This window comes from Tenacibaculum aiptasiae, assembly GCF_965221665.1.
GTDB lineage: Bacteria > Bacteroidota > Bacteroidia > Flavobacteriales > Flavobacteriaceae > Polaribacter > Polaribacter aiptasiae.
This window is the reverse complement of record NZ_CBDCSN010000002.1, coordinates 650,015-666,748: the sequence shown is the minus strand read 5'-3', so window position 1 is coordinate 666,748 and position 16,734 is coordinate 650,015. Positions and strand designations below refer to the sequence as shown.

General features: G+C 29.6%; 19 protein-coding genes. 7 read left to right on the top strand and 12 right to left on the bottom strand.

The features are described from left to right. Positions 1 to 23 precede the first annotated feature (23 nt). A complete protein-coding gene (locus tag ACOQN8_RS03365; protein WP_272151712.1) occupies positions 24 to 989 on the top strand; it encodes a PorP/SprF family type IX secretion system membrane protein in 966 nt (321 codons plus the stop codon). Here the strand turns inward: ACOQN8_RS03365 and murI are convergent. The 8 genes from murI to ACOQN8_RS03325 form a co-directional block, all read right to left on the bottom strand. Next, positions 986 to 1,783: a glutamate racemase gene (murI, locus tag ACOQN8_RS03360; RefSeq protein ID WP_420551602.1), complete on the bottom strand. Its 798-nt coding sequence runs from the start codon at positions 1,781 to 1,783 to the stop codon at positions 986 to 988. The genes ACOQN8_RS03365 and murI overlap by 4 nt on opposite strands. A 65-nt stretch (positions 1,784 to 1,848) precedes the next feature. Next, complete coding sequence (locus ACOQN8_RS03355; RefSeq protein ID WP_272151710.1) at positions 1,849 to 2,358, bottom strand: OmpH/Skp family outer membrane protein; 510 nt, start codon at positions 2,356 to 2,358, stop codon at positions 1,849 to 1,851. A gap of 40 nt (positions 2,359 to 2,398) precedes the next feature. Next, positions 2,399 to 3,223 (bottom strand): OmpH/Skp family outer membrane protein, encoded by an 825-nt coding sequence (locus ACOQN8_RS03350; RefSeq protein WP_272151709.1) that lies wholly within the window; start codon positions 3,221 to 3,223, stop codon positions 2,399 to 2,401. A gap of 62 nt (positions 3,224 to 3,285) precedes the next feature. Further along, complete coding sequence (gene bamA / locus ACOQN8_RS03345) at positions 3,286 to 5,832, bottom strand: outer membrane protein assembly factor BamA (RefSeq protein WP_420552803.1); 2,547 nt, start codon at positions 5,830 to 5,832, stop codon at positions 3,286 to 3,288. Beyond that, entirely contained in the window at positions 5,825 to 6,577 is a 753-nt protein-coding gene (locus tag ACOQN8_RS03340; RefSeq protein WP_420551601.1) for an isoprenyl transferase, read from the bottom strand. Before ACOQN8_RS03340 ends, bamA begins: the two co-directional genes overlap by 8 nt. Positions 6,578 to 6,579: 2 nt before the next feature. Next, entirely contained in the window at positions 6,580 to 7,272 is a 693-nt protein-coding gene (gene porG / locus ACOQN8_RS03335) for a type IX secretion system protein PorG (protein ID WP_420551600.1), read from the bottom strand. Between the two features lie 106 nt (positions 7,273 to 7,378). Next, complete coding sequence (locus ACOQN8_RS03330; RefSeq protein ID WP_420551599.1) at positions 7,379 to 8,275, bottom strand: NAD kinase; 897 nt, start codon at positions 8,273 to 8,275, stop codon at positions 7,379 to 7,381. 20 nt (positions 8,276 to 8,295) lie between these two features. Continuing rightward, entirely contained in the window at positions 8,296 to 8,955 is a 660-nt protein-coding gene (locus ACOQN8_RS03325) for a CBS domain-containing protein (RefSeq protein WP_420551598.1), read from the bottom strand. A 59-nt stretch (positions 8,956 to 9,014) separates the two neighbouring features. On the opposite strand from ACOQN8_RS03325, the gene ACOQN8_RS03320 reads away from it, so the two are divergent. Beyond that, the gene (locus tag ACOQN8_RS03320; protein ID WP_420551597.1) at positions 9,015 to 9,728 is read left to right on the top strand and encodes a pyridoxine 5'-phosphate synthase; all 714 of its coding nucleotides are present in this window, start codon (positions 9,015 to 9,017) and stop codon (positions 9,726 to 9,728) included. Between the two features lies 1 nt (position 9,729). Next, positions 9,730 to 10,497 (top strand): alpha/beta fold hydrolase, encoded by a 768-nt coding sequence (locus tag ACOQN8_RS03315; protein ID WP_420551596.1) that lies wholly within the window; start codon positions 9,730 to 9,732, stop codon positions 10,495 to 10,497. Between the two features lie 445 nt (positions 10,498 to 10,942). Here ACOQN8_RS03315 and ACOQN8_RS03310 read toward each other — a convergent pair whose 3' ends face one another. Both ACOQN8_RS03310 and ACOQN8_RS03305 read right to left on the bottom strand, forming a co-directional pair. Next, positions 10,943 to 11,560 carry a hypothetical protein gene (locus ACOQN8_RS03310; protein WP_420551595.1) on the bottom strand — a complete coding sequence of 206 codons (618 nt, stop codon included), beginning with the start codon at positions 11,558 to 11,560 and terminating at the stop codon, positions 10,943 to 10,945. A gap of 289 nt (positions 11,561 to 11,849) precedes the next feature. Continuing rightward, positions 11,850 to 12,101, bottom strand: coding sequence for a hypothetical protein (locus tag ACOQN8_RS03305; RefSeq protein ID WP_272151700.1), 252 nt, complete (start codon positions 12,099 to 12,101; stop codon positions 11,850 to 11,852). 144 nt (positions 12,102 to 12,245) lie between these two features. Between ACOQN8_RS03305 and ACOQN8_RS03300 the strand changes: the two genes are divergently transcribed. Continuing rightward, entirely contained in the window at positions 12,246 to 12,632 is a 387-nt protein-coding gene (locus ACOQN8_RS03300) for a hypothetical protein (protein WP_420551594.1), read from the top strand. 60 nt (positions 12,633 to 12,692) lie between these two features. On the opposite strand, the gene ACOQN8_RS03295 is transcribed toward ACOQN8_RS03300, so the two are convergent. Together ACOQN8_RS03295 and ACOQN8_RS03290 are read right to left on the bottom strand one after the other, a co-directional pair. After that, on the bottom strand, positions 12,693 to 13,400 hold the full coding sequence (locus tag ACOQN8_RS03295) for a hypothetical protein (protein ID WP_420551593.1): 708 nt from the start codon (positions 13,398 to 13,400) through the stop codon (positions 12,693 to 12,695). A gap of 63 nt (positions 13,401 to 13,463) precedes the next feature. After that, entirely contained in the window at positions 13,464 to 13,997 is a 534-nt protein-coding gene (locus tag ACOQN8_RS03290) for a hypothetical protein (RefSeq protein ID WP_420551592.1), read from the bottom strand. Between the two features lie 126 nt (positions 13,998 to 14,123). On the opposite strand from ACOQN8_RS03290, the gene ACOQN8_RS03285 reads away from it, so the two are divergent. The 3 genes from ACOQN8_RS03285 to clpP all read left to right on the top strand — a co-directional run bounded on the left by ACOQN8_RS03285 (position 14,124) and on the right by clpP (position 16,721). Further along, on the top strand, positions 14,124 to 14,471 hold the full coding sequence (locus tag ACOQN8_RS03285) for a phage holin family protein (protein WP_150900138.1): 348 nt from the start codon (positions 14,124 to 14,126) through the stop codon (positions 14,469 to 14,471). A 140-nt stretch (positions 14,472 to 14,611) separates the two neighbouring features. Then, entirely contained in the window at positions 14,612 to 15,934 is a 1,323-nt protein-coding gene (gene tig, locus ACOQN8_RS03280) for a trigger factor (RefSeq protein ID WP_420551591.1), read from the top strand. Between the two features lie 127 nt (positions 15,935 to 16,061). Continuing rightward, on the top strand, positions 16,062 to 16,721 hold the full coding sequence (gene clpP / locus ACOQN8_RS03275; protein ID WP_150900004.1) for an ATP-dependent Clp endopeptidase proteolytic subunit ClpP: 660 nt from the start codon (positions 16,062 to 16,064) through the stop codon (positions 16,719 to 16,721). Positions 16,722 to 16,734: the final 13 nt, after the last annotated feature.

Here is a 16,734-nt window from a genome sequence, read left to right as displayed (position 1 = left end):
CGGCTATTTATCAATTAAAGTATATGAAAAAAATTGTTGTTTTGTTTTTATTGGTTTTTGTGTCTAATATTTCAGCACAAGAAACACTACCTATTTATGCAGATTATTTATCTGATAATGTTTACTTATTGCATCCAGCTGCTGCGGGAGTTGGTGATTGTGGTAAGTTAAGGTTAACTGCTCGACAGCAATGGATAGGTGTTAAAGATGCACCTGCTTTACAAACAGCAAGTTTTCATGCTAAATTCAATGAAAACTCAAATGCTGGATACGGTTTAATTTTATTTAATGATAAAAACGGTTACCATTCTCAAAAAGGACTACAAGGAACTTATGCTTATCATTTAGATATGGGGAATGAGAACCTGTTTAATCAGTTATCATTTGGTCTTTCTATGTCTATTGTACAAAATGAAGTAGATCAAAGAAGGTTTGTTAATGACCCTGTAGTTAGTCAGGTAATAGAAAGTAATTTTTATTTTAATGCTGATTTTGGTATGGCATACCACTACAAAGGATTTGCTTCTTATTTCACTGTAAAAAATATCTTATTATCAGCTAAGAACAATTTAAATTCAAATTTCGAGTCTTTAAACTTAAGAAATTATATTGTTGGGGCTAGTTACTTTTTTGGTGATAAAGAAAAATTACAATTTGAACCATCTGTTATGATTCAATATAAAGAACAAACAGGTGAAAAAGTAGGTGACATAAACTTTAAGGTATATAAGACTTTTGAAAAAAGTCAATTATGGGCAGCTTTGTCTTATAGAAGAAGTTTTGATAGTAGTGTCTTTGGAGATGCTCACTACGTAACTCCAATTTTAGGATTGAATTATAAAAACATGATGTTTGCTTATACTTATACTCAGCAAACTGGTGATGTTGTATTTTCTAATGGAGGTTTTCACCAACTTTCTTTTGGTATAGACGTTTTATGTAGAAAAAGAAGAGCTTCTGCTTGTCCTAATATCAATGGAAGTTTTTAAAAATCAGAATATTTTATTGTAATATTTTTATATTCTTTCAAAATATCTTGTAGAACCATTTCCTCTTTATTTGAAAAAAATATGTTTGACGGATTGTCATTCATAGAATAAAGAGCATTGTTTTTCTGCAAGATATTTTTTGTTTGCATTGCAACAGCTTCTCCCGAGTCTATAATGTTCACATCAGGACCAACTATAGATCTAATTTGCGGCATTAAAAAAGGATAATGAGTACAACCTAGTACTATTGAATCACACTTGTTTAAAAGCATAGGATTTATATATGTTTTTAGGAGTTTAGTCATTTCTGAAGAATGCATTTTTCCTCCTTCAATGAGTTCAACTAAACCTTCACCAATTTGTTCTATAATTGTAATATTATCATCAATTTTTGATGATGTTTTTTCAAATAAACTACTATTGAGTGTTCCTTTAGTTGCTAAAATACCTATAACACCTGTTTTTGTTTGAATAGAGGCAGGTTTTATTGCTGGTTCTATTCCTATGAAAGGAATGTTGTAATTAGCTCTTAAATGTTTAATTGCGTTTGTTGTAGCGGTGTTACATGCAACCACTATAATCTTACAACCTCTATCAATTAAGTATTCTGTGTTTTTTACTGATAACTCAATGATTTTTTCTCTTGACTTTTGACCATAAGGAGCATTCTTATTATCAGATAGGTATATAGTGTTTTCATTTGGAAGTAATTTGTTAATTTCTTTCCAAATTGAGATTCCTCCTATACCAGAATCAAAAATACCTATGGGCTGTATAGAGTTTGTAATTATCATATAAAACAAAATTAAAAATCCTGCTGTATACAGCAGGATTTTTATAAAATATTTTTAAGTTTTTATTAGAAACCTAATTTAGCTTTTACAGCTCCGTAAATATCTTCTCCTTTATCGTAAACGATTAATCCTTTTCCAGGAGTAGCGTCGAATACATAAATAATTCCTTTTTCTGCAGCTACAGCTTTAATTGCATTTTCAGCTTTCTTTAAAATAGGAAGAGTTTTCTCTTGATATTTCTTTTGCATTTCTTGAGCAGCAGATTGTTCAGCTTGAGTAATTCTTTGTCTATCTTGGTTTACTTCTTGAGCTCTTTTTTGGTTTACTTCTTGAGTTTGGCTTTTACCTTCTGCTTCATATTTTTTTAACTTAGCCTCTAACTTTTTATACATAGCTTCGATATCATCACGGTAAGTTTTATTTAACTTCTCTAATTCCGCTTTCATAGCCTTAGTAGCAGGCATCTCAGCTAATAATTTATCAGTGTTAATATGTGCAGTTTTTTGTGCATTTGCCACCCCACCTAATCCAATCGTAAAAATTGCAACTAATAATAACGTTTTTAAATGTTTCATCTCTGTTGTTTTAATTTAATTTTTGTTCTTTATTCTTGATTTATTTGTTTTCGTCGGTTTGTTGTTCCTCTTTATTCTTTTTTTCTTCTTCTAATTTTTTAGCTTCTTCTTGTGCTTTTTTTAATGCTTTTTTCTTTTCTAATAATAATCTTCTTTTTTCATCTCTAGCTTTCAGTTTAGCTTGTCTCTTTTCTTCTATTAGTTTAATTCTAGCTAATCTGTCTGCTTGTTTTTTCTTTTTTATCTCTTCTTTTTTAGCAGCTCTTTGTTTTTGTGCTTCACTTAAACCATCACCTTTAAGTAATTCTTTTTTTGCTGCTATTTTATCTCTTTTCTCCTGTTTCCTTTGATCAATATTGATCATTTTTACAACAAGGTCGCTAATATCGTGTTTTTTGTTTGAATATAGCATAACTAATTCGCTAGATTTATCAAAAACAAAATCATATTTCTTTCTAGCAGCAATAGTTTGTACTGAATTGTATACTTGATCTTGAATTGGTTTAATCAATTGCCTTCTTAAGTTATACATATCTCCTTTAGGACCAAAGTATAAAGACTCTAATCTACGTAAAGATTCGTGTTTAATTTTAATATCCTCTTCACGCTCTTCAATTAAATCTTTTGTTAAGATGGCTTTTTCATTAGCTAAATCTGTTTTTAACACTTCAATGGCACGGGCTTCTTTATCTAATCGAGTCTTCCATTTTTCAACTTTAGCATCTAAAGAGTTTTGAGCTTCCAAATATTCAGGGATATTTTGAAGTATATACTCCATGTCAATGTATGCTATACGTTGATTTTTTTGCGCAATAGAAATGCTTGCAATAAATAAAAGAACGATTGATAAAATGTTTTTTTTCATCTTGTTATAATGTGTTTAGAAAAAACCGTGCCAAAAACCAGACACATTACAAATGTAAGGTTTTAGAACTGTCTTCCAATAATAAAATGTGTTTGCCAGCCAGATTTCTGTGTCAAACCAGGTAGTGGATCAAACCCATGGGCAAAATCAATACCTAATAATCCAAAGGCAGGCATAAATATACGTACACCTAATCCTGCTGAACGTTTTAAGTTAAACGGATTAAAGGTACTAAAATTGTCATAAGAATTACCAGCTTCTAAAAATCCTAAAGTATAAATTGATGCAGAAGGTTTATCCGTTATTGAATAACGTAATTCTAATTGGAATTTATTATATATAGACCCCCCATCAATAGAAGAAAGTCTATTGTTTTCATAACCTCTTAAACCAATAACTTCTCTACCATCTAATTGCCCTTGTGCTATTCCATCACCTCCAACAAAGTATCTTTCTACTGGAGTTAACCCTAGTTTATCATTATAAGTTCCTAAATATCCCATCTCAAAATTAGACATTAGTACTAATTTATTTGCTAATGAAGTATACCATTTCCCTTTAGCAGAAATTTTATAGTATTCTAACCATTTATATTTGTCTGCTAAAAATGCTTGTCTTTCTGCATTGGTTGGGTTATCTGGTTCTGTGTAACTTTTTCCATTAACTAAAGAATATGGGAAAGTAGCTTTAGCTCTTAATGTAAATTCTGAACCGTAAGTTGGGAATATTAAACTTGGTCCTGCTGAATTTCTAGTTAATGCAACATTATAAGCTAAGTTGTTAAGGTTTCCTTGACTTATAACATCGTTTGAAGAACCTACACGATACCCATAATTTTGTAATTCTATTCTTTGGTAACTAATGCTTTGTGACAATGAAAAATAATCATCTGGCCAATTTAAACGTTTACCTAAACCAATAGATGCTCCTAAAATACTTAAACTTTGGCTTCTATCAACTGCATTGGTTTGAAAGTTAAATCTATATTGATTAGATAAATAAACAGAAAAAGATAAAGATTGTGGTGTTTTACCTCCTAACCATGGTTCTGTAAATGAAAAGCTGTAAGTATTAAAAGTTCTACTTGCTTGTAATCTAAGAGATAATTTTTGACCATCTCCCATTGGTAAAGGTTTATAAGCTTCTTTATTAAAAATGTTTCTAATAGAGAAGTTGTTAAAAGATAATCCTAAAGTACCAATGAATGATCCTCCACCATAACCACCTTGTAATTCAATTTGACTTCCTCCTTTTTCTACAACAGAAAAGTCAATGTCAGCAGTTTTATTTTGATAATCAGGCTTAACGTCTGGTGTTACATTAGCATCGAAGAAACCTAGTTGCCCTATTTCACGAATAGAACGAATAATGTTTTGACGGCTAAATAAATCTCCTGGTTTTACACGTAGCTCTCTAAAAATTACGTGGTCATTTGTTTTATCGTTACCACTTACGGTTACTTTTTGAATCGTAGCCGGTTCATCTTCTCTAATACGTACTTCTACTGTAATAGAATCGTTTTTTACTTTTGTTTCTACAGCATTTACTTGTGAGAATAAGTACCCATTATTGTGATATAATGTTTGAATATCTGTTGAAGTTGGTGTACCATCTCCTGAAATTCTTTCTTTTAATACTTTTCCGTTATAAATATCACCTTTTTCAATTCTTAAAATACTATGTAAAAACTCGTCTGTATATTTTTTATTACCAACAAATTTAATATCATCAAAACGATACTGGCGTCCTTCGTCTAATTCAATTTCAAGATTAATGGTATTATCATCGTTCCATGTTAATTTATCAGATAAGATACGAGCATCACGGTATCCGTTTTCGCTATATTTTTCAAGAATACTTTCTAAATCTTCTTTATAATCATCTAAAATATATTTAGAAGATTTCCAAAAACGTCCTAAAAATTTACGCTTAGTATTTTTCATAGCTCCACGTAAAGCTCCGCTAGACATAGCTTTGTTTCCTATGAAATTAATTTCTTTAATCTTTATACGTTTCCCTTTATCAATAAAGATAGACATGCTAACTGTGTTAACATCAGAAGTGTCTTTTTTAGTGTTTAAAGTTACTTTAGTTTTTAAGAAACCTTTATCTGTATATTTTTTCTTAATAAAATTTCTTGTGGTTACAATTAAGTTGTCAGTAACCATAGCTCCTTTTTTAAGCTCAGTTTCTCTTCTAATTTCCTTAGCTTTAGATTTACTAACTCCAGAAATAGAAACATTTAATAATTGAGGTAATTCCGTTACATCGAATTGAAGATAAACAGTATTACCATCGCGCTTAGATAAGTATACATCAACTTCACTAAACTGCTTGCTTTCGTATAGTTTTTTAATAGCACTTGTAAGTTTATCACCTGGTAATTTAATAGCTTGTCCATCAATTAACCCAGTGTAAACTCTTACAGTTTGTTCACTGAATTTTTGTAAACCAGTTACAGTAATTCCTCCTAAAATGTACTCTTTACCTCTTTCATAAGAAATAACACCGCTTGTAGCTGTACTGTCTTTAGGAATTGTGTTTTGTGCTTGTGTACTCGCCGTAATAAAGGCGATAAAAAATACTACTAAATACGAATATTTATTCATTGGTTTCAATCTGTTCGCTAGTTTTTCCAAATCTTCTCTCTCTATTTTGATAATCAATTATTGCGTCGAAAAGATGTTCTCTTCTAAAATCTGGCCATAATATATCTGTAAAATATAATTCAGCATATGCCATTTGCCAAAGTAAGAAGTTACTAATTCTTTGTTCCCCACTTGTACGTATCATAAAATCAACGTCGGGCAAATTAAATGTATATAAATGATTATTTATAATTTTTTCGTCTATTTTTTCAATATCTAATTGGTTATTAACAACTTTTTTAGATATGTTTTTGATAGCATTAACAATTTCTTCTCGAGAACCATAGCTTAGAGCAAAGCTTAATGTAATTTTAGTATTGTTCTTAGTTTCATCGATGACCTTTGCTAAAATTTTCTGAGCACTTTTTGGTAAACTAGCAATATTACCTACAGCGTTTACCCTAACATTTTTTCGTTGAAACTCAGGTAATTCTTTTTTAAGAGTAGTTACTAGTAAGCTCATTAAAGCATCTACTTCAAGTTTAGGCCTATTCCAGTTTTCGGTTGAGAAAGCATAAAGAGTTAAGAATTTTACACCCAAATCAGATGCTGCATCAGCAGTTTCTCTTATGGCTGTTAATGCATTTCTATGACCAAAAACACGTTGCATTCCTTTTCCTTTTGCCCATCTGCCATTACCATCCATAATTACGGCAATATGATTTGGGACTTTTTGTAAGTCAATGCTTTGTAGTTTTTTTTCCATATTTAATTTGCTAATCCACTATAACATGGTGGTCTTCCAAAGGTATAAACAATTGAGAATCCTGTAAACATATACCAATCATTTCCTGTACCTCCAAAATTTAAAGAATTTACTTTGTCTGTAGTGAAATCTATATCATCTACAAAGGTTACACGAGCACCTGCTTCAAAAGCAATTGCTAAATTGTCTGCTAATCTTCCTTTTAAACCAATACCTACTGGTATTGAATAAGAAAATTTATTAGTTAAAGTAACTGTATTGTCTACTGGATTAACAGCTGTTGGACTTTTATAGTTAAAAGCTGCTATTTCAGCCAATATATATGGTGTAAAGGTTGTTTTATAATCGCTTATATTATAATCGAAGAAGTTAAATTCAAGACCTACAGCAAATTCATTAATCGTATTATTGAATCTAAAAGCTCCTTGAGGTCTATTTTTTCTAAAAGGATTTTCAGCATCATTATCATCGCCAGAAACAGGAATGTAAGAGTATGTTCCTCTTAAAGCTATTCTTGGGTTTAAGTTATATTTGTATATAAGCCCACCTCCAAATTTATTTGGATAAATATAGTTAGTTCTACCGATGTCACCTACATAATTAGAGCCTCCAAGAAATACCCCAATTTCATGAGTTTGCGATAAAACTGTTATTGCTGTGAAAGCAAATGATATGAATAGAAAAAATTTTCTCATCGTTAAAATAGCGTGCAAATATAGGAAAATGAATTTGCTTTAAAAAGTTAATAATCTGTCTTTTTGATTAACTTTTTTTTTAGTGTTTTATTGTAATCAAAGGAGATTATAATGATTCATTTCTCGTATCCTCGCCCCATAAAAGTTTACCTCTTAAGGTTTTTAGATAAGATTGATTTTTTAATAAGATACTTTTAATTGTAAAAGGAGCTTTAGAAATTTTAATTTTTGTCTCTTGAGAAACTGTTGTAATACGAGAATCTAATGATATTAAAAAGTCTTTTTCTCTTGCGCTTACTTCAAGTTGTATCGACGTTTCATCTGGAATTACCATTGGCCTAGCGTTTAAATTATGCGGAGCAATAGGAGTAATGATAAAACTTTTTGAATTTGGTAAAACTACTGGCCCGTCACAGCTTAAAGAATACCCTGTAGAACCTGTTGGTGTAGATATGATTAAACCATCAGCCCAATAGTTGGTAAGATATTCTTCATTTAAATAGGTTTTAACACCTATCATCGAAGTTGTATTTCTTCTAGCAATAGTAACTTCATTTAACGCAAAATCCAATTCAGAAAAATCTTGAGCTTTAGGAGTTGTTTTAATTTGAAGTAATGTTCTTTCTTGAATTGAATATTCTTTTTTTAATAATAATTCAACAGCTTCATTTATCTGGTCTTTTTGTATAGTAGCTAAAAAACCTAACCGTCCTGTATTAATTCCTAAAATAGGAATGTTAAGATTACGAACATAAGTTACGGCTCTAAGTATAGTACCATCTCCACCAATACTAAACATCATATCAAATGAGTTAGATAAGTCTCTAAAGTGAGAAAAGGTAGGATATTTCTTACCTAAAGAATTATTTTCAATTAATAAATCGTAAAATTCTTTTTCAAAAAAAACAACAATATTTTTATTTTCTAAAGCAGATAATAAAATTTTAATCTCTTTTTCTGCTGTAATGGTATAGGATTGACCATATATAGCTACTTTCTTCACGCTTGATTAGTGTTTTAAGGTTACATGTTTAGATACTTTCTTAGATAAGCAGCTCTATCTTTAAGCTCTTCTAAATAAAAATCATCTTCATGTTGTGTAATAACATTATAGTCGTACCTCCTAAAAGTTTGAATGATTTCATTTATTTCCTCAGAAATTATTTTTAAAGTAATTTGCACATTGTCTTGGCCTTCAGAAGAAATATAAAAGCCTAGTAGTTTACCACTATTTGTTTCTACGATTTGAGCAATTTGGCTCATCGAATAATCATTTTTGCTTTTTGTAATGATTAAAGTATCACTTTCATTGTGTAAAAATGGGCTATCAGCAAAAGCATCTAAGATATCGTTTAGCTCATAGTACCCTATGTAATTCATTTCCTTGTTTAATACAGGAATTAAATTAGAATCATTATCAGCAAATAAAACTATTAAATCTAATAATGTGGCTTTTTCGTTTGTGTAAAAAAGGTCTAATAAATATGAATACTCACTAAGTAAACCATCTTTGTCTTCTATAATTTGTACATCAGCTTCTGGTAAACATCCAATTAGCTTACCACTTTCTACTATAGGTATGTGAGTTATTGGTAAATTTTCGCATAACTTTTGTGCGTCCTTCACAGTACTCTTTAAGGTAAGAGCTTTAATATCTGTAAGTATAAAATCGTTTATATTCATTACTACGAATATAGTTTAAAAAGTTTTAATGATTTACCTTTGTGGTTTAATTTTATAAGATGACAAAGTTAAGTGTAAATATTAATAAGATTGCAACTTTACGTAATTCAAGAGGAGGGAATGTTCCTAATTTATTAAAAGTTGCAACAGATATTCAAGATTTTGGGGCAGAAGGAATAACTATTCATCCTAGACCAGATGAACGTCATATTCGTTATCAAGATGCTTATGATCTTAAGTCAACAGTTACTACAGAATATAATATTGAAGGGAATCCAATAGATAAATTTATGAAAATGGTGTTGGAAATTAAACCAACACAAGTAACTTTAGTACCTGATAGCATAGATGCACTAACATCTAATGCTGGATGGGATACTATTAAGCATCAATCTTATTTACAAGATGTAATTGCTGAATTTAAAAGGAATGGAATTAGAACATCAATTTTTATTGATACTGATTTAAAACTCATAGAAGCAGCAGCTAAAACAGGAACAGATAGAATTGAGTTGTATACAGAAGAGTTTGCTACTCAGTATGAGGCTGGTAATAGCGAAGCTGTGAAACCTTATGCCGAAGCTGCTATTTTAGCACATGAATTAGGTTTAGGAATTAATGCTGGACATGATTTAAATTTAGATAATATCAAATTCTTCAAGGAAAACATTCCAAACTTAGCAGAGGTATCAATAGGTCATGCACTTATATCAGAATCATTGTACTTGGGATTAGAAAACGTTGTAAACATGTATTTAGATAGGTTGAAGTAAAATGGAGATTCTACATTCAAGAATTTTAGGAGAAGGAGAACCACTTTTGATATTACATGGTTATTTTGGAATGGGAGACAACTGGAAATCTCATGCGAATAAATTTGTAGAAGATGGATTTGAAGTTCATTTAATAGATCAGCGTAATCATGGTCGTAGTTTTCATTCAGATGAATTTGACTATGAATTAATGGTGGAAGATTTACATAGTTACATAGAAAATTATACTTTAGAACAAGTAAACCTGTTAGGGCATTCAATGGGAGGAAAAACTGCAATGTTGTTTGCTACTGAATATCCAGAGCTTGTCAAAAAGTTAATTGTAGCTGATATTTCTCCAAGAATGTATCCACCGCATCATCATGATATTTTACAAGCATTAAACTCAGTAGATTTTGAAGTTGATAATTCGCGAAAATTGGTGGAAGAAAAGTTAATGGAATTAATTCCAGAGCCTGGAATACGTCAATTTTTATTAAAGAGTACATACTGGAAGGAAAAAGGAAAATTAGCTTTTAGGTTTAATTTAAAGTCGTTAACAGAAAATAATAATGAAGTAGGAGAAGCTTTGCCGTCTTTTACTGTTTTTGAAGGCGAAACATTGTTTTTGAAAGGCGAAAACTCTGGTTATATTTCTGAAAATGAAGAGCCACTTATACAAGCGCATTTTCCAAATTCAACAATAAAAGCAGTAGCCAACGCTGGGCATTGGCTACATGCAGAAAATCCAAAAGATTTTTATCGGCTTGTGATAAATTTTATTATTTAATGTTTAAATCAATTCATTATAAAAATCAGTTTAAAAAACAGATGAGAAAAAAATGAATAAAAAATTTAACAATAAAAATTGATTATGTTTAAAATAATAATAAATCATAAAAGCAATATTTAATAGACCCATAGCATAAATTGTATACTTAATAAAGTTGTCATTTGGTATGTATAGGTTTAGAATTGAAAAGGTTAATAGAATTGAAAATATTAATCCTGTGGTAACTAAATTTACTTTTGATTTTTTTTTATTTAAGTTGATAATTAATCTTAAAGGAAAAAAATATAAAGAAATAAGTAAAGCAAAAAAAGCATATATATATATTGGAATTATTTGTTTAGTAGTTATAAATAGAAATAAGTAAGAAATTATAACTATTAAATAATCAACTTTGTTTTCAATGGTGTTTAAACTTTTCATAAGAAATAAATTTAGTTAAAAATTAAATGCAATCCCATAAGCAAGAACCAAACCATTTGGATGTAGTTTGAGCAGCAGAAACTAAGAAGAATGCTTTGTCAACCCAGTTTGAATCTGCTAAATCTTGTGCTTTTCTATACATACAACAATTCATGCAACCTCGATGGGCACAATCTTCCCAGTCTTTAGCTTCGTAGCTTTCATCACCTAAATTTACATAATTCATTAGTTTCTGATAAAAATCTATTGCATTAATGCAAAATAGTTTGTCAGATTCGCTAATATTTTTGTTTTGAATTTGTTGAATATAAATGTTAGTAAACTGAGTTATATTTTCTTTTGTTTCTAAATCAATGAAATACTGTTTTAATATTTCGTTTTGAACTTCGTTTAAGGATTCAGTTTTGAATTTTAAATCAGATTGTTTTTTGTTGTAGTCGCTAAGAATAACTTCCAGTCTTGCATTTATTTCTTTTTTGTTTTCAATAGCTGATAGCTCATTAAGGCTATTGAAGAAATTTTCATTTTTTTGGAATATTTGATCAACAGCAGTTGGTTGAATAATAGAATCAGTTTCCTTTTCATTTTGGCAACTTAAGAACAATACAATTAGTATTGTAGATATTTTTAAATATTTCATAGTTTTATTTTAAATATTATGTATTTAATGTTTAGAGCAAATATGTTTATATAGTTGCTCTTTTAAAATTGTGTAAGGAAAGCTTAAGTTGTTGTTAAGGTAAATGGTTGCCAATTATTATTTAAGTAGAGTAAGAATATAATGCTCTATGTCTCTTGTAAGAATTGAGACTAAATGGAAATGTTGTTTGAAGAGCTAAATAATTGGTGGTTAGAGAAGAGTTGTGCTTATTAGTTTTCTCTCATGCTTTTTTGTTTTAGATTAATATTTACTGTTTTTAAATTATTGCTTAATCTCTTTTTATCTGTTTAATAAGATTGTTAAGTTCAGAATCAATCGATTCCTGTTCTTTTAAATGATTGTTAAAAACAATAATAATAGCCTTGGCAATAATCAAGTTTTTCCTTTTTCCAGAGTAAACTTTTTGAATGGTTTCTAAGGAAAATTCATGTCCATTTAGAATTAAAAATTCTCGAACCTTTTCCCTGTATTTGGGAGGTTTAATTTTTTCTAATTCATTGCGTTGTGTTATTGATATCATAAAAACTGCAGTTAATTTTTATAAAACACATAACAAATAATTTTATATTTGTACGTATTTTGTACTTATAACACTACAAATATACAAACAAAATTCCTTAATACAAACAAAAATCAAAATTAATTAGAAAAAAGTTGTTTTTGAATGGAAGATTTTATAGATGAAACGTATAAAAGAGTAGAGCAAATAATTAATTATAAAAGGTTTAATATCAGGTCTTTTGAAGAGGAGATTAATGTTTCAAACAATTCGATAGGAACTGCAATTAGAAGAAAATCGTCATTTAAGAGTAATGTGTTAAACAAAATTCTCCATTCGTTTCCAGAAATAGATCCAACATGGTTGTTAACGGGAAGAGGAGAGATGCTTTTAAATAACAAAGGAGAATATATAGTAAGTGAGCCTAGCTCGCTATATAAACCAGAAATAATTGCTAATCAAGTGAAAGAGAGTTTGTTAAAGTTGCTTTTAGAAGATGGAGAGGTTAAAAAAGCGCTAATAACTCAAATAGAACAAGGTTTGAAAAAATAAAGCCCCGATTAGTATTACTAACCAGGACTTTGTCGCATTTAAATAAAAAATAGAATTTTGTTATATTCTTCTGTCTTCTCTACGTTCCCTTCTATCTTCTCTAACTTCTTTGTAGTCTTCTTTTAATTCCGCTTTGGTAGCATTAATATCGGCTAACATAGTTTTAGCAAATTCACGTAACAATTTAATGTTAGTAGTAAGTTTGTGTTTTCCTGATTTATTTTTAGAAATAACTAAGTTGTAAGTTTTGATGAAATGATAAATCTCTTTTTGTCTATTCGTTCTCGAAATTTGAGTAGCTAAATCTCTTTGATCATCTCTAAGATCACGTTTGTCATCTCTTTTATCACGAACATCATCGGCGTATTCACGACGTTGTTTTTTTGTGTTTCTGTAAGCAACATCTCTTCTTGATAATCTTGCTTCACGTTTAGAAGCTCTTAATTCCGATTTACTTCTCTTTACTTCTTTTTGATCTTGTATAATTTTTCGTTTGCTTTGAGCAATTTCTCGTTTCATGTCAGAAAGAAGATCTGCTTTTATTCTCTTAAGTTTAACATTGTTGTGGTTAATAAAAGCGTTTTCAAAAGCATTAATTTTTGATTTAAAACTATGAAGTTGTTTATAATCTCTTTCTAATTGAGCTGTATTAGTTTTAATCTCTTTTTTATTATCTATAGCTTCTTTAGTATTTCTAACAAATTGAGCATTAGCTATGCTAATGAAAAAGCAAAAAGCTACACAGTAGGTAAAATTAAATCTTTTCATAATTCAAAAGGTTTTGTTTGTTGTTTAGACCTAGAGAAATGAAAAAGGTTTAAATTAATAGTGTTAAGGAGTTTTTAAAATAAATGTATCAAGTTCATTTATGTCATGAGCTTTTACATAATCTTTTTCACCAATACTATTATTTTGATTAGAATCATAATCCATGAAAATTTTCCAAACATTATTTTCTTTGGTAAGAATTACGTGAAATTTACCGTAATAAATTTGTTCTTTTTTGTCAGGCTGTTTTCTTGTTAACTTGTAAATGCCTCTTTCACTAGCAATAGAATCGTTATTAATTCTTTCAAAAAAGCGAAGTGAAATATTATTGGTAATATTCTTCTCTTTAGTTTTAGAAAAACTAGTTTTATAATTATTTATATATGTATTATAATCAGAAATTCTTTTTCCACCAGAGATTCTTATTAATTTTTTTGAATGGATTTTCTCCATTATTTGATAGTCTAAAGAATCAAATGCTTGATAAAACTTAAACCAAATTTTATTAATGTCTTCAAGGTTTTTTCTCGATTGAGAATAATTATAGTTTGAAATTATAAATAATAACAAAAAGAAGAAGGTGGCTTTTTTAAACATGACTTTTTTGTTGTTAAAAAAATAAAAAGAGGTATTAAAAATAGTTAAAATAATTTACTAAACTGCCAAAACAGCAGTCTTTTAGCTTTGGTATGGTTATGGATTTAGAGAAGAAAAAACGAAGAGATGAAAGTATTTTTAAAATTATTGTTAACGGCTTTAGCTGTTATCGTATTGGCAAATATATTACCAGGAATAGCGGTAAATAATTATGTTACGGCAGTAATAGTTGCAGCAGTAATTTCACTGCTAAATATGTTTGTACGTCCGTTATTAATATTTTTTACACTACCAGCTACTATAGTTACTTTAGGTTTGTTCCTTTTTGTAATAAATGCAATTATAATATTGTTAGCAGGTAAGTTAGTGGGAGGATTTGTGGTAAGTGGATTTTTTGCAGCATTATTATTTAGTGTGTTATTGTCCATATTTAGGTCGATCCTGTTCTCGCTTTTAAAAGAAGAAAAGAATTAAAAAACACAAGATGTTTAGAATCAAGAAGTAAGGCGATTAAATAAAAGAAAAGAAAGTCGATATTCTTGTGTCTAATTGTCTTGTTTCTAAATAAATAAAGTAGTAATTTTGCACCCGATTTTAAAGAAACAGATTTTAAGATGAATATTACAAAAGAAAACGTAGATGCGCTAAACGCAGTTGTAAAAGTTGATATAGTTGCAGAAGATTATCAAGATAAAGTAACAAAAGTATTAAACGATTACCGTAAGACAGCGAACATCCCAGGATTTAGAAAAGGTCAAGTACCAATGGGGATGGTAAAGAAGCAATACGGAAAATCAGTAATGATAGATGAGGTAAACAAGCTTTTACAAGAATCATTAAATAAATTCTTAGTTGAAGAGAAGTTAGATATTTTAGGTAACCCATTACCAAAAGTACAAGATGATTTTAATTGGGATGCTGATAAATTTTCTTTTGAGTTCGAATTAGGATTAGCTCCTGAGTTTGATGTAAACTTAAAACCAAAGAAAAAAGTAACTCAATATAATATTGTTGCAACTGACGAATTAATCGAGAAAGAATTAGAAAACATTCAAACTCGTTATGGTAAAATGTCAGCTAAAGAAGAAGGTACAGAAGTAGCTAACATTACTGGTACATTTGTAAACGAAGAAAAAGAGATTAACAAAAAGTCTACAATCTCTGTAAAAGATATTAAAGGAAAAACTAACTTAAAGAAGTTTGTTGGAGCTAAAGTTGGAGATGTTTTAGAGTTAAAAACTAAAAACTTATTCGAAGAAGAGCACAAGTTACAACAAGCTTTAGGAGTTTCTCATGATGATGCTAAAGAATTAGAGGTTCCAGTTACTTTAACAATCGAAGAAATTACAGAAATTGAACCAGCTGAGTTAGATAAAGAGTTATTTGACAAGTTATTTGCTGATGGAAGTGTAAACACTGTAACTGAATTAAAAGAAAAAATTAAAGAAGACGCAGAAAAGCAATTTCAACAACAAGCAGATCAGCAATTGTTAAATGCAGTTACTGAAAACTTAGTTGAAAACACAAAGTTCGACTTACCAGTTGAGTTTTTACAAAAGTGGTTACAAACTGCTGGAGAGAAGCAATTAACAACTGAAGAAGCTGCTGCAGAGTACGAAAAGTCTGAAAAAGGATTACGTTACCAATTAATCGAAGGAAAGATTATGAAAGATAACGATATCAAATTAGACTATGCAGAGTTAGTAGACTATGCAAAAGGATTTATCCGTGCTCAAATGGCTCAGTTTGGTAACATGAACCCAGAAGAAAAAGAGTTAGATGATATCGCAGGAAGAATCTTACAAAATCAAGATGAGGCTCAAAAATTACAAGGACAGTTAATAAGCCAAAAATTATTAGCTTTCTATAAAGAGAATATGAGTTTTGATACGAAAGAAGTTTCTTACGAAGATTTCATTAAAGAAGTATATAAGTAACAGTTTAAGACTGATATGATTGAAAAACCTGAATGAAAATTCAGGTTTTTTTAGCCATAAACAGTAACAAAATACTAACGAAATAGTTCTTATATTTACATCATATAACCAAAAAAACATTTTAAGAATGGATTACGGAAAAGAATTCGAGAAATACGCAACAAAGCACCACGGAATAAATAGCACATACTTAGGAAAAGTAACTAGTAGTTTAACTCCATACATTATGGAAGAGCGTCAAATGAATATTACTCAAATGGACGTTTTTTCTCGTTTAATGATGGATAGAATTATCTTTTTAGGAACTGGTATTAACGACCAAGTAGCTAATGTAATTCAAGCGCAATTATTATTCTTAGAAAGTGTAGATGCAAGTAAAGATATTTCAATCTATATCAATTCACCAGGAGGAGGAGTTTATGCAGGTTTAGGTATTTACGATACTATGCAGTTTATTAAGCCAGATGTAGCAACAATTTGTACTGGTATGGCAGCTTCAATGGGAGCAGTTTTAATGTGTGCGGGAGAAAAAGGAAAGCGTTCAGCATTACCACACTCGCGTATTATGATTCACCAACCATTAGGAGGAGCACAAGGACAAGCTTCTGATATGGAAATTACTGTAAAAGAAATAGGGAAGTTAAAAACTGAATTATATAATATTATTTCACACCATTCAGGACAACCTTTTGATAAAGTTCATGCCGATTCTGATAGAGATTATTGGATGAAAGCTGACGAAGCAAAAGCTTACGGAATGGTTGATGAGATTTTAACAAGAAAATAAGAATAACAATAGC

Bases quoted from the DNA above. Each gene is read 5' to 3' on its own strand.
- ACOQN8_RS03295 (WP_420551593.1), bottom strand. From the start codon at position 13,400: ATGAAAAGATTTAATTTTACCTACTGTGTAGCTTTTTGCTTTTTCATT.
- ACOQN8_RS03290 (WP_420551592.1), bottom strand. From the start codon at position 13,997: ATGTTTAAAAAAGCCACCTTCTTCTTTTTGTTATTATTTATAATTTCA.
- murI (WP_420551602.1), bottom strand. From the start codon at position 1,783: ATGATAATTACAAACTCTATACAGCCCATAGGTATTTTTGATTCTGGT.
- ACOQN8_RS03355 (WP_272151710.1), bottom strand. From the start codon at position 2,358: ATGAAACATTTAAAAACGTTATTATTAGTTGCAATTTTTACGATTGGA.
- ACOQN8_RS03305 (WP_272151700.1), bottom strand. From the start codon at position 12,101: ATGATATCAATAACACAACGCAATGAATTAGAAAAAATTAAACCTCCC.
- ACOQN8_RS03365 (WP_272151712.1), top strand. From the start codon at position 24: ATGAAAAAAATTGTTGTTTTGTTTTTATTGGTTTTTGTGTCTAATATT.
- ACOQN8_RS03285 (WP_150900138.1), top strand. From the start codon at position 14,124: ATGAAAGTATTTTTAAAATTATTGTTAACGGCTTTAGCTGTTATCGTA.
- ACOQN8_RS03315 (WP_420551596.1), top strand. From the start codon at position 9,730: ATGGAGATTCTACATTCAAGAATTTTAGGAGAAGGAGAACCACTTTTG.
- ACOQN8_RS03325 (WP_420551598.1), bottom strand. From the start codon at position 8,955: ATGAATATAAACGATTTTATACTTACAGATATTAAAGCTCTTACCTTA.
- clpP (WP_150900004.1), top strand. From the start codon at position 16,062: ATGGATTACGGAAAAGAATTCGAGAAATACGCAACAAAGCACCACGGA.
- bamA (WP_420552803.1), bottom strand. From the start codon at position 5,832: ATGAATAAATATTCGTATTTAGTAGTATTTTTTATCGCCTTTATTACG.
- ACOQN8_RS03310 (WP_420551595.1), bottom strand. From the start codon at position 11,560: ATGAAATATTTAAAAATATCTACAATACTAATTGTATTGTTCTTAAGT.
- tig (WP_420551591.1), top strand. From the start codon at position 14,612: ATGAATATTACAAAAGAAAACGTAGATGCGCTAAACGCAGTTGTAAAA.
- ACOQN8_RS03340 (WP_420551601.1), bottom strand. From the start codon at position 6,577: ATGGAAAAAAAACTACAAAGCATTGACTTACAAAAAGTCCCAAATCAT.
- ACOQN8_RS03320 (WP_420551597.1), top strand. From the start codon at position 9,015: ATGACAAAGTTAAGTGTAAATATTAATAAGATTGCAACTTTACGTAAT.
- porG (WP_420551600.1), bottom strand. From the start codon at position 7,272: ATGAGAAAATTTTTTCTATTCATATCATTTGCTTTCACAGCAATAACA.
- ACOQN8_RS03300 (WP_420551594.1), top strand. From the start codon at position 12,246: ATGGAAGATTTTATAGATGAAACGTATAAAAGAGTAGAGCAAATAATT.
- ACOQN8_RS03350 (WP_272151709.1), bottom strand. From the start codon at position 3,223: ATGAAAAAAAACATTTTATCAATCGTTCTTTTATTTATTGCAAGCATT.